Consider the following 11757-nt stretch of genomic DNA (forward strand, 5'->3'; position numbering starts at 1 on the left):
ATCAACCAGGAGAAGACCCATGACCGTCGCTGTGGAAACCGGCCTGTGGCAGCTCGACGCCGTTCGCTCCGCCGTCGCCATCAAGCACAAGACGATGTGGGGGCTGGTCACGGTGAAGGGCGCCTTCGGCGCGGTCTCCGGTGAGGGCGAGGTCGAGGCCGGCGGCAGCGCGCACGGCGCGATCACGGTGCAGGCCGGGTCGCTCGACACGAAGAACGCGAAGCGTGACGCGCATCTGCACGGTCCGGACTTCTTCGATGCCGAGCGGCATCCGACGCTCGTCTTCGCGGTCCGTGACGCGGTGGTCCGGCCGGACGACACCGTCGCGATCAGCGGTGAGCTGACCGTACGCGGTGTCAGCCGCCCGCAGTCCGTCACCGCGACGGTCACCGAGTCGAGCGCCGAGGCGGTGACGCTTGCCGCTGAGTTCACCGTGGACCGGGAGCAGTTCAATCTGGGGTGGAATCAGATGGGGATGATTCGGGGGCTGACCACGGTGACCGCGACGCTCCGGTTCACGCGGCGCGGGTCCGCCTCCGGCGAGGGGGTGTAGTTCGGGTGCGGGTCAGTGGGGGCTTGTCGCGCAGTTCCCCGCGCCCCTGAAGGCAAAAGACTGCGCCGTTCCCCGCGCCCCTTACGGGCGGGGGGCCGGGTTTCGGCTGCGGGGCGGTGGGGGTGGGCCGCGCAGTTCCCCGCGCCCCTAGAGGGGCTTTTCAGGGGTGGGCGTGTCAGGTTCCTGGGAGCGGGACGTCACTCGGGTCAAGTGGGTGGTGAAGATCTGTTGGGCGTCGGGGGAGAGTGTTCGCAGGGCCACCGCCGCTGTGATGATCACGTCGCAGAGCTCCGCGCGTACGTCGTCCCACGTGTGCGACACGCCCTTGCGGGGGTTCTGGCCGGTGGCGCCGATGACCGCCTCGGCGACCTCGCCCACCTCCTCGGAGAGCTTCAGCATCCGCAGGAGAAGGGTCTCCTGGGGCGGGCGGTCCGGCTGGGTGCGGGCCAGCCGGTCCTGGAGGTGCTCGATGGACTGCCAGAGGTCACCGTCGTCGCTCATGGACCTCAGACTGCCACGCCGTCCTCGTCGGACAACTCGCCCTGCCCGTCGTCCTCCTGGTCCCGCACCCGCGCGTGCCGCGCTCCGATCACCGCCAGGGTCGCCGCCGCCGTCACCGCGAGGGCGACCGGCACCATCCAGTTCCGGTCGACGGTGTGGCCCAGGGCGTGGTCCAGGGAGATCCGGCCGGGGCCCGCGACGGCCAGGCCCGCCGCCGTGAGGCCCAGGGAGGCCGCGTGCTCGTAGCCGCCGCTCTGCGCGAAGAAGCCGTTCGGCGCGTGCAGGGCGGAGGCTCCCGCCATCGCCCCGGCCGCGGCGGCGCCGGCCGCCGGGGTGGCGAGGCCCAGCGCGAGCAGCGTGCCGCCGCCCGCCTCCGCCAGGCCCGCCGCGGCGGCGCTGGCCCGGCCGGGCGCGTACCCCACGGACTCCATGAACTCGCCCGTCCCGGACAGGCCGCCCCCGCCGAACCAGCCGAAGAGCTTCTGCGCCCCGTGCGCCGCCAGAACTCCGCCCGTACCGAGGCGGAGCAGCAGCAGTCCCAGGTCGCGTCGGTCGAAACAGGTCACGGTTCCCGTCACTCCTCGCAGGTCACAGCATGGATGCGTCTGCTCACCGTCGCACCGGACCGGCGCCCGGGCCCTGGCCCGCGCCGCCGTTCGGGTGATCGGCCGCGACCGCCTCGACCGGCTCGACCGCGAGAGGCCGCCCACCGGTGAGGGTGAGCGGCCTCCGAGGGCGCGTACGGGCCCTGCGGGCTGACGGTCAGAGCGCGGGCTGCGGCTGCTGTTCGGTCAGGGCGATCCGGCCCTTCCTGATCGTCGCGAGCCGGGGTGCGCGCCGGGCGATCGACGAGTCGTGCGTGACCATGACGAACGTCAGCCCGTGCTCCCTCCACAGCCCCTCCAGCAGGGCCATGATGTCGTCGCGGGTGCCCTCGTCGAGGTTGCCCGTGGGTTCGTCGGCGAGCAGCACCTTCGGGTTCTTGACCAGCGCGCGGGCGACCGCGACGCGCTGCTGCTGACCGCCGGACAGTTCGCCGGGCGCATGGGTGAGGCGGTCGCCGAGACCGACCGAGCCCAGCGCCTCGGCGGCCTTCGCGCGCCGCTCCGACGACTTGACGCCGAGCGGTACGAGCGCGGTCTCGACGTTCTCCTGCGCGGTGAGCGTGGGGATGAGGTTGAACGACTGGAAGATGATGCCGATCTTTTCGGCGCGCACCCGGGTCAGCCGGGCCTCGCTGAGGGAAGCGAGGTCCACACCGTCCAGCTCGACGCTGCCGGAGGACGGGCGGTCCAGGCCGCCGATCATCTGCAGCAGGGTCGACTTGCCGCCGCCGGTGGGGCCCTGGATGACGAGCTGGTCGCCGTCCTCGATGGTGAGGTCGACGCCGCGCAGCGCCTCCACGGTCTCCTTGCCTCTCGTGTAGTTCTTGGTGACGCCGGTGAGCTTGTACATACGTCTTCTCCGTAACGAACGTGACGTGACGTGCCGTGGTGTTGGGGGGAGGGGGCTACGACACGCTGCGCAGCGCGTCGGCCGGGCGCATCCGGGAGGCGCGCCAGCCGCCCATCGCGCCGGCGATCAGCCCGCCCGCGACCGCGAGACCCACGGCGAGCGCGATGGTGGTGACGGAGACCGGCGCGGACAGCGCGATGTCGAGGGTGCTCGACGCGCTCTGCCCGCCGGGGCCGCCCCCGCCACCCGGACCGCCGCCGGGGCCGCCCTGGCCGCCGCCGCCCGTGGCACCGAGTTCGGCGGTGAGGGTGGGGCTGATGGCCGTGACCGCGTACGCCGCCGCCAGGCCGAGGGCGATACCGAGCGCTCCGCCGAGCAGGCCGTTCACGACCGACTCGCCGACGACCTGCCGGGTGACCTTGCGGCTCGGCCAGCCGAGCGCCTTCAGGGTGCCGAACTCCCGCACCCGCCGGCTGACCGCCGACGAGGTGAGCAGCGCGGCGACGAGGAACGCGGCTACCAGCACCGCGATGGAGAGCCACTTGCCCACGCTGGTCGCCAGGTCGGAGGCCGTCGACAGCGAGCCGGAGACGGTGTCCGCGAGATCGGCCGAGGTCGTGACCGTCGTACCGTCGATGTTCTTCTGGATGGCCGCCTTGACCGCGTCGATGCGCTGGGAGTCGGACGCCTTCACATAGATCGTGGAGATCTTGTTCTTGGAGTCACCGAGCGTCTGGGCCTGCTTGAGCGGGAGGTAGACGTCGGTCGTCGACTCGCTGCTGTCCGGGGTCGCGATCCCGATGACCTCGTACTTGGTGCCGGAGATCTTGATGTTCTCGCCGACGGTGTACTTGTTCTCCTTGGCGTAGGACGTGCTGAGTACGGCGACCTTCGTGTTCGTCTGCGCCGCCGTGAACGTCTTGCCCTTGCTGATCTTCGTGGTGGCGAGCGGGCCCAGGTCCTGGTTCGTGACGTCGACACCGGAGACGGAGTACGAGTTCACGTCGAAGGAGGCGCCGCCGCCCTGCACCTGGGGCTGGCCGGTCGAACCGCCGCCGCCCGCGCCGCCGGGGCCGCCGCCCTGGCCCTGGGAGCCCTGCGTGGAGGTGTCGGTCTTGGCCTTGCCCTGGGTGAAACTGCCGTCGACCTTCGTGACGTTCAGGGTCAGCGCGCCCACCGCGCTCGCCACGTTCTTCTGCGCGGCGACCTTCGCGATGAGGGAGGACTTGAGGGTCTGACCGCCCTGTGTCGTCACACGGTCCGAACTCTGTTCCTCGTCCTCGTCCGAGCCGGCGTCGAATTCGAAATTCGGCCTGCCCGACTGCTTGCTGCCGGCGGAAGGGGCCTCCCTGGCTTTGGTCACCGTCATGTCGGTGCCGAGTCCGTACAGCGACTGCAGGACCTTGTCCTGTGCCTGTGACATGCCGGCCGACACCGAGTTGACGGTGATGACCAGCGCGATTCCGAGCGCCAGACCCATGGCGATGACCAGAGCCGACTTCTTGCGCCGGCTCAGTTCACGCTTGAGATAGATGCCAAACATCCCTGTCCCTAAGGTTCTTGGCGCCCGCTGTGGGCGCTGCCACAAGCTATGGACGAACCTTTGAGGCACCCTGAGTAGGGAATGTGTAGGACCTGAGAATGCGACCGGGGGCGCCCCAAAGGGGCGCGGGGAACTGCGCGCCCGGCCACGACGGACCCGCAGGTTCGAACAACCCGCGGCCCCCGGCGCCCCGGCGAGCCCGCCGATGGAGCTACCCCCGCCCCACATAAGGCATGCCGCTCGCGAGAACCGTCGCGAACTGCACGTTCGCCTCCAACGGCAACTCCGCCATATGACGAACCGTCCGCCCCACGTCGTCCACATCCATCACCGGCTCCGCGGCCACCTCCCCGTTCGCCTGCAAGGCGCCCGTCGTCATCCGCGAGGTCATGTCCGTCGCCGCGTTCCCGATGTCGATCTGCCCGCAGACGATCCGGTACGGCCGCCCGTCCAGCGACAGCGACTTCGTGAGGCCCGTCAGCGCGTGCTTCGTCGCCGTGTACGCCGCCGACCGCGGCCGGGGCGTGTGCGCCGAGATCGAGCCATTGTTGATGATGCGCCCGCCCTGCGGATCCTGCTCCTTCATCTGCCGGTAGGCCGCCTGCGCGCACAGGAACGCCCCGTCGAGATTCGTCCCGACCACATGCCGCCAGGCCTCGTAGGGGAGGTCCTCGAACGGCACGCCGCCGGGTCCGAACGTGCCGGCGTTGTTGAACAGCAGGTCCAAGCGGCCGAAGCGGTTCCGTGTGGCCTCGAAGAGCGCGGCCACCTCCTCGGGCCGTGAGACGTCGGCGCGTACGCACAACGACGTGCTCTCTTTCCCGGCCGGCTCCCCGGCGGCCCCGGGCGGCGCGTCCGCGAGGGCCGCCCGCGCGAGCGCCGCCGTCTCCTCCAGCCGTTCCGCGCGGCGGCCGGCGAGCGTCACCGACCAGCCGGTCCGCAGCAGTTCGAGGGCCACGGCACGGCCGATTCCCGAGCCGGCGCCTGTCACGATCGCGATCTTCGTTCGATGGGCGTTCATGGCCCCGCAGCGTACGGGAGGCCATGGTCGACGGTCCGCCATCTGGAACTCATCCGTCCGACATCCGACTGTTGTGTCCCTGACGGTCCACCGTTGACTCTGACCACTCCAATTCCTCGTACAACAACCGTCAGGGGAGGGCCAGATGACATCCACCGGCCACCAGCAACCGTCGCAGCACGCCCCCGAACTCCGCGCCGCCGCCCGTCACCTCGGGCGCCGCCGGCTCTTCACCGTCACCGGCGCGGCAGCCGTCCTGGCGTTCGCCACCAACCTGCCGACCGCGGGCGTGGCGGGCGCCGCCGAGTTCGACGCGGCGAAGATCACCGACAACCCCTTCACCCTCGGTGTCGCCTCGGGCGACCCGCAGGCCACCTCCGTGCTGCTGTGGACCCGGCTCGCCCCCACCCCGTACCAGGCGGACTCCGGACTGCCCCCGGAACGCGTCACCGTGCACTGGGAACTGGCCCGCGACGAACGGTTCCGCCACGTCGTCAGACGCGGGGCGACCTTCGCCCACCCCGAGTTCCACCACTCCGTGCACGTCGAGGTCGGCCACCTCGACTCCGACCGGGTCTTCTACTACCGCTTCCGGACGGGCAGCTGGATCAGTGAGACCGGGCGCACCCGCACCGCGCCCTCGTCCCGCGCGCGCGTCGACGAGCTGCGGCTGGCCGCGGTCTCCTGCCAGGCGTACCACGACGGGTACTTCACCGCGTACGGGCATCTCGCCGAGGACGACGTCGACGTGGTCTTCCACGTCGGCGACTACCTCTACGAGTACGCCGTCGACTCCGTGGGCGGCGCCCGCAACTACACCGACCGTGTGCTGCCCGACCTCTTCAACCACGAGACGATCACCCTGGAGGACTACCGCCTGCGGTACTCCCTCTACAAGACCGACCCCGATCTGCGGGCCGCGCACGCCGTCCACCCTTTCGTGGTCACCTGGGACGACCACGAGGTCGAGAACAACTACGCGGACGACATACCCGAGAACTCCGTACCGCCGGAGGAGTTCCTGCTGCGGCGCGCCGCCGGATACCGCGCCTATTGGGAGAACCTGCCGCTGCGCCGCCCGCAGCGGCCCGCGGGCCCGGACATGCAGATGTACCGGCGGCTGAACTGGGGCCGGCTCGCCCAGTTCGACATCCTCGACACCCGGCAGTACCGCTCCGACCAGGCGTACGGGGACGGGGCGGACGTGCCCGGCCCCGAGACGGACGATCCGGCGCGCACGATCACCGGGGCGGCGCAGGAGCGGTGGCTGCTGGACGGGTGGCAGGACTCGCAGGCGCTGTGGAACGTCGTTCCGCAGCAGGTCATCTTCTCCCAGCGGAAGTTCGACCTGACCGTGCCGTCCCGGGTGTCGATGGACGCGTGGGACGGCTACCGGGCCTCGCGGGCGCGGGTCCTGGCCGGTGCCGAGGCGGCCGGGGTCGAGAACCTGATGGTGTTCACCGGGGACGTCCATGTCGCGTACGCCTTCGACATCAAGGACGACTTCGACGATCCCTCGTCCCGGACGCTCGGTACGGAGATCGTGACGACCTCGGTCACCAGTGGGCGGGACGGGGTGGAGAAGCCGGCCAACTGGGAGACGTACATGGCGGCGAATCCGCATTTGAAGTTCTACAACGGGCGGCGGGGTTACACGACCGTGCGGCTCGGGCGGGAATCCGCTCGGGCCGACTTCAAGACCGTGGCGGCGGTCACCACGCCTGGGGCTGCGATCAGTACTGCGGCGTCGTTCGTCACGGAGGTGGGTGACCAGGGGCTTAAGCCGGCGTAGTGGCTTCGCCCGGCTTTTCGGGGGCGGGGGCGGGGGCTGCGTGTTCGTTGTCGGCTGCGGGTCCGTCGTGGCTGGTCGCGCAGTTCCCCGCGCCCCTAAAAGATTGCGCCGTTCCCCGCGCCCCTTAAGCCGATTCGCCGGGGTAGGTGACTCCTACCTCCGCTCTTACCGTGTCCAGGGTGCGCATGACCGCCAGGGTGCCGTTCAGGGGGACCAGGGGGGATTCCTTCTCGCCGGCTCGGAGGGCTCGCATGACCTCCGTCGCCTCGTGTTTGAGGCTGGCGCGGGTGCCGTCCGCCGCGTTCGCCGTGTACTCCTGCGGGTCGCGGCCGTCGCGGTGCAGGACGAAGCGGTCCGAGTGGAAGAAGCCGTACGGGATGTCGATACGGCCCTCGGAGCCGGTGACCGAGGCGGAGGTCGACGTGCCACCGGTCAGGGAGCAGTGCAGCGCGGCGAGCGCGCCGCTGTCGTACGAGAGCAGCATGCCCGTCTGGAGGTCGACCCTCTCCTCCGAGAGCACCGCCCGCGCCGTCACACCGGAGGGCTCACCGAGCAGCAGATGCGCGAACGACACCGGATACACGCCCAGGTCGAGGAGCGCGCCGCCGCCCTGCGCGGGATCGCGCAGCCGGTGGGTGGGAGGGAACGGACCCGAGAGCCCGAAGTCGGCCTGCACCGTGCGGACCTCACCGATCGCCCCGTCGTCGACCAGCGCCTTGAGCTGCCGGATCAGCGGGTTGCAGTACATCCACATGGCCTCCATCAGGAAGCTGTCGTGCTGCTTCGCGAGGCCGACCAGTTCCTCGGCCTCGCGCGCGTTCAGCGTGAACGCCTTCTCGCACAGCACGTTGCGCCCCGCCTCCAGACAGAGCCCGGCCGCCGCCCGGTGCGCCGAGTGCGGAGTCGCCACGTACACGACGTCGACGTCCTCGTCCGCCGCGAGGGACTCCCAGTCGCCGTACGCCCGCGGGATCCCGAACCGTTCCGCGAACCCCTTCGCCGACTCCTCGGTGCGCGACGCCACCGCCACCACCTCGGCATCGGGCAGATCGATCAGATCCGCGGTGAACGCCGCAGCGATCCCACCGGTCGCCAGCACACCCCAGCGCACGCGTTCCTCCGTCATGCCCGACCCCTCGCTCCGTGCCGTCGACGCCCGCGGCGCCCTCGACCGCTTCGACCATCTGTACGAGACCACCCGTACGAGCTGAGAGCATAGGTGGCGGATCACACGGAGAGGGAGGGGCGCATGCCCGAGCGCGGCCGTACGACGAGGGACCCGGACGGCCCGGAGGCCCGCATACCCGGCACGGCGGTCACCGAGGAGAGCGTGGTCGCCGCCTCGGCGCCACCGGTACCGCCACCGGTCGCCCGCCGTTCCGTGGGCCTCCTGGTCACGCTCATCCTCGGCGGACTCACAGCCGTACCGCCGCTGTCCATGGACATGTACCTCCCGGCCCTCCCGGACGTCACCGACGCGCTGCACGCCTCCGCCGCCACCGTGCAGCTGACGCTCACCGCGTGCCTCGCCGGGATGGCGCTCGGGCAACTGGTCGTCGGGCCGATGAGTGACAAGTGGGGCCGCAGACGGCCGCTGATCACCGGGCTCGTCGTCTACATCCTCGCGACCGCCGTCTGCGCCATCGCCCCCACCATCGAACTCCTCATCGCCTTCCGGCTGCTCCAGGGCCTCGCGGGCGCCGCCGGGATCGTCATCGCGCGGGCCGTCGTACGCGACCTGTACGACGGCGTGGACATGGCACGGTTCTTCTCCACGCTCATGCTGATCTCCGGCGTCGCCCCGATCATCGCGCCGCTCATCGGCGGCCAGGTGCTGCGGATCACCGACTGGCGGGGCGTCTTCTACATCCTGACCGTCATCGGGATCGCGCTCACCGCCGTCGTCTGGCGGCTGCTGCCGGAGACGCTGCCGCCCGCCGAGCGCCACGACGGCGGCACCGTCGAGGCTCTGCGCACCATGCGCGGACTGCTCGCCGACCGCGTCTTCACCGGCTACATGCTCACCGGCGGCTTCGCGTTCGCGGCGCTCTTCGCGTACATCTCCGCCTCGCCGTTCGTGGTCCAGGAGATCTACGGCGCCTCCCCGCAGACGTACAGCATCCTCTTCGGCGTCAACTCCGTCGGTCTGGTGATCGTCGGCCAGATCAACGGCAAGATCCTCGTCGGCCGGTTCAGCCTCGACAAGGTGCTCGCCGTCGGCCTCGCGGTCATCACCGTCGCGTCGGCCGCGCTGCTCCTGATGTCGGCCGGGGCGTTCGGCGAGGTGGGCCTCGTCCCGATCGCCGTCGGCCTTTTCGTGCTCATGTCGGCGATGAGCCTGTGCATGCCCAACACCAACGCGCTCGCCCTCATGCGCACCCGGCACTCCGCGGGCTCCGCGTCCGCCCTGCTCGGCACGTCCTCGTTCCTCGTCGGCGCGGCGGCGACCCCCCTGGTGGGCATCGCCGGTGAGCACACGGCCGTCCCGATGGCCGTCGTCCAGCTCGCGTGTTCACTGGTCGCCGTCGGCTGCTTCGTGGCACTGTGCCGTCCCTGGCGGAAACAGCCGGACGCCATGGCGGGCACGCGGGCGGGATCGAAGGGAGCGGGGAACTGAGCGCACCGAGACTGCGCCCCGGCACGGCGGAACGTGCCGGGCTCGACCCTGGGGAACTCGACGCCCTGGTACGGGAGTTCCGCGCGATCACCGCCGGGGACCGGCCCTGGGCCGCGGGCGCCGTACTGGTCGCCGGACGCGGGCCCGTGATCGCCGTCGAGGAGGCGGCGGGCTGGGCGGTGCGCTACCGCGCGTACGACGAGGACGCGGACGCGGGCGTGGAACTGCCCCGCGGCGAACGCGTGCCGATGACCGTGCGCACCCCCTTCGACCTGGCGTCCCTCACGAAGCTCTTCACCAGCGTCGCGGCCGTGCAGCAGCTGGAGCGCGGCACGCTGGGCATCGACGCGCGCGTGGGGGCGTACCTGCCGGGCTTCGCCGCCGCGGCCGAGTACGGCATCACCGTGCGGCACCTGCTCACCCACACCTCCGGGCTGCGGCCCGAACTCCCGCTGTACGACTGCCGGGACGACCGGGCACGGTTCGCCCTGCTGCGGGCGGAGAAGCCGGTGACGGCGCCGGGCGCCGCGTACGGCTACTCGGATCTCAACATGCTGCTGCTCCAGCAGGTCCTCGAACGCATCACCCGGCGCCCGCTCGACGCCCTCGTCCGGGACGGGATCACCCGGCCGCTCGGCATGACCGACACCGCCTTCGGCCCCTGCCCCGGCGCCGCCGCCACCGAGGACCAGCGGCGGCCCTGGGCCAAGGCCGACCGGGGCATGCTGCGGGGCACGGTCCACGACGAGAACGCGTGGGCGCTCGGCGGGGTCGCGGGCCACGCCGGCCTCTTCTCCACGGCCGCCGACCTCGCCGTCTTCTGCCGCACCCTCCTCGCGGGCGGCTCCTACGGCACCGCCCGCATCCTCGGCCCCGACTACGTCGAACTCCTCCTCTCCCCGCCGGGCCTCGGTTTCGCCCTGGACCAGCCGTCCTTCATGGGCGCCCTGGCCGGCCGCGGAGCCGCGGGCCACACGGGCTTCACGGGTACGTCGCTGGTGCTGGACCCCTCCACGGACACGTTCCTGGTGCTCCTGGCGAACACGGTCCACCCGCGCCGCCGGCCCGCGGACCACGGACCCCGCCGGGCGGCGGCGACGCGGCTGGCCAGGGCGGTCCGGGGAGCCTGAGCGGCGGGCGGGCGCGGGAGCGGCCGGGGGTGCGTCGCGCGAGGCTCGTAGACTTCCCTCGTGACCGCCCCCGTTTCCCCAGCTGAGACCCTGCGCACGGCCCTCGCGGGCCTGCTCGACGGACTACCGCCCAAGGTGGCCGCGCAGGCCGTCGACCGGCTGATCGCGAACTACCGGGGCACCACCCCGACCGACGCCCCCATCCTGCGCGACCGCGCGGACGTCGCCGCGTACGCCGCGTACCGGATGCCCGCGACCTTCGAGGCCGTACGGGCCGCGCTCGACGCCTTCGCGGACGCCGTACCCGAATGGGTGCCGGGCAGCCACGTCGACGTGGGCGGCGGCACGGGCGCGGCGACCTGGGCGGTGAGCGCCACCTGGCCCGGACAGCGGCCGGTGACCGTGCTCGACTGGGCCGAGCCCGCGCTCGTCCTCGGCCGTGAACTCGCCTCCTCCAGCCCGCAGTTGCGGTCCGCCGAATGGCGCCGCTCGCGGATCGGCGCGGAACTGGCCCTGCCGGACGCCGACCTCGTCACCGTGTCGTACGTCCTCGGCGAGCTGACCGGGGCGGGGCGCGACGCCGTCGTGGACGCCGCGGTGGCCGCCGCGCAGGCCGTCGTGATCATCGAGCCGGGGACGCCCGACGGGTACGCCCGCGTCATCGCGGCGCGGGACCGGCTGATCGGCGCCGGGTTCTCCGTCGCCGCGCCCTGTCCGCACAGCGCGGCCTGTCCGATCGTGGCGGGGGAGGACTGGTGCCACTTCTCCGCCCGGGTGAGCAGGTCCTCGCTGCACCGGCAGGTCAAGGGGGGTTCCTTGCCCTACGAGGACGAGAAGTTCAGCTATGTCGCCGCGACGCGGGTGCCTGCGGAGCCGGTTGCCGCGCGGGTGGTGCGGCGGCCGCAGATCCGTAAGGGGCAGGTGTTGCTGGATCTGTGCGGGGTGGGGGGTGAGCTTGGCCGCTCCACGGTGACGAAGCGGCAGGGGCTCCTCTACAAGGAGGCCCGGGACGCGGCGTGGGGGGACGGGTGGCCCCCGGCCGAGCCCCGCTAAGGGCGTTTCCTCGCCCCCGCCGCCCCTACCCGTCCCGTCACTGACTCGGGGGCGCTGCCCCCGAACCCCCGCTCCTCAAACGCCGGACGGGC

General features: G+C 71.7%; 11 protein-coding genes. 5 read left to right on the forward strand and 6 right to left on the reverse strand.

All coding sequences use genetic code 11. The features are described 5' to 3' along the window. Window positions 1-19: 19 nt before the first annotated feature. Window positions 20-553, forward strand: a complete 534-nt coding sequence (locus ACFWGJ_RS08305) for a YceI family protein (protein ID WP_387321796.1) — start codon at window positions 20-22, stop codon at window positions 551-553. Between the two features lie 147 nt (window positions 554-700). On the opposite strand, the gene ACFWGJ_RS08310 is transcribed toward ACFWGJ_RS08305, so the two are convergent. The 5 genes from ACFWGJ_RS08310 to ACFWGJ_RS08330 form a co-directional block, all read right to left on the reverse strand. After that, window positions 701-1054 (reverse strand): MazG-like family protein, encoded by a 354-nt coding sequence (locus ACFWGJ_RS08310; protein ID WP_387321797.1) that lies wholly within the window; start codon window positions 1052-1054, stop codon window positions 701-703. Window positions 1055-1059: 5 nt separating this feature from the next. Next, window positions 1060-1620, reverse strand: coding sequence for a DoxX family protein (locus tag ACFWGJ_RS08315; protein ID WP_387321798.1), 561 nt, complete (start codon window positions 1618-1620; stop codon window positions 1060-1062). 196 nt (window positions 1621-1816) lie between these two features. Continuing rightward, entirely contained in the window at window positions 1817-2509 is a 693-nt protein-coding gene (locus ACFWGJ_RS08320) for an ABC transporter ATP-binding protein (protein ID WP_387321799.1), read from the reverse strand. 55 nt (window positions 2510-2564) lie between these two features. Continuing rightward, window positions 2565-4052 carry an ABC transporter permease gene (locus ACFWGJ_RS08325; protein ID WP_387321800.1) on the reverse strand — a complete coding sequence of 496 codons (1488 nt, stop codon included), beginning with the start codon at window positions 4050-4052 and terminating at the stop codon, window positions 2565-2567. Window positions 4053-4263: 211 nt separating this feature from the next. After that, window positions 4264-5073, reverse strand: coding sequence for an SDR family oxidoreductase (locus ACFWGJ_RS08330; protein WP_387321802.1), 810 nt, complete (start codon window positions 5071-5073; stop codon window positions 4264-4266). Window positions 5074-5218: 145 nt separating this feature from the next. On the opposite strand from ACFWGJ_RS08330, the gene ACFWGJ_RS08335 reads away from it, so the two are divergent. Next, complete coding sequence (locus ACFWGJ_RS08335; protein WP_387321803.1) at window positions 5219-6865, forward strand: alkaline phosphatase D family protein; 1647 nt, start codon at window positions 5219-5221, stop codon at window positions 6863-6865. Window positions 6866-6989: 124 nt separating this feature from the next. Here the strand turns inward: ACFWGJ_RS08335 and ACFWGJ_RS08340 are convergent, their stop codons facing one another. Continuing rightward, window positions 6990-7991, reverse strand: a complete 1002-nt coding sequence (locus ACFWGJ_RS08340) for a Gfo/Idh/MocA family protein (RefSeq protein WP_387321804.1) — start codon at window positions 7989-7991, stop codon at window positions 6990-6992. Window positions 7992-8114: 123 nt separating this feature from the next. Between ACFWGJ_RS08340 and ACFWGJ_RS08345 the strand changes: the two genes are divergently transcribed. The 3 genes from ACFWGJ_RS08345 to ACFWGJ_RS08355 are packed head-to-tail and all read left to right on the forward strand — an operon-like array spanning window position 8115 to window position 11665. Continuing rightward, on the forward strand, window positions 8115-9482 hold the full coding sequence (locus ACFWGJ_RS08345; RefSeq protein ID WP_387321805.1) for a multidrug effflux MFS transporter: 1368 nt from the start codon (window positions 8115-8117) through the stop codon (window positions 9480-9482). Further along, complete coding sequence (locus tag ACFWGJ_RS08350; protein WP_387321806.1) at window positions 9410-10612, forward strand: serine hydrolase domain-containing protein; 1203 nt, start codon at window positions 9410-9412, stop codon at window positions 10610-10612. The genes ACFWGJ_RS08345 and ACFWGJ_RS08350 overlap by 73 nt, the downstream gene beginning before the upstream one ends. Before the next feature lie 60 nt (window positions 10613-10672). Continuing rightward, entirely contained in the window at window positions 10673-11665 is a 993-nt protein-coding gene (locus tag ACFWGJ_RS08355; protein WP_387321807.1) for a small ribosomal subunit Rsm22 family protein, read from the forward strand. Window positions 11666-11757: the final 92 nt, after the last annotated feature.

Origin of the sequence: Streptomyces sp. NPDC060205, assembly GCF_042728395.1 — a bacterium.
Lineage (GTDB): Bacteria > Actinomycetota > Actinomycetes > Streptomycetales > Streptomycetaceae > Streptomyces.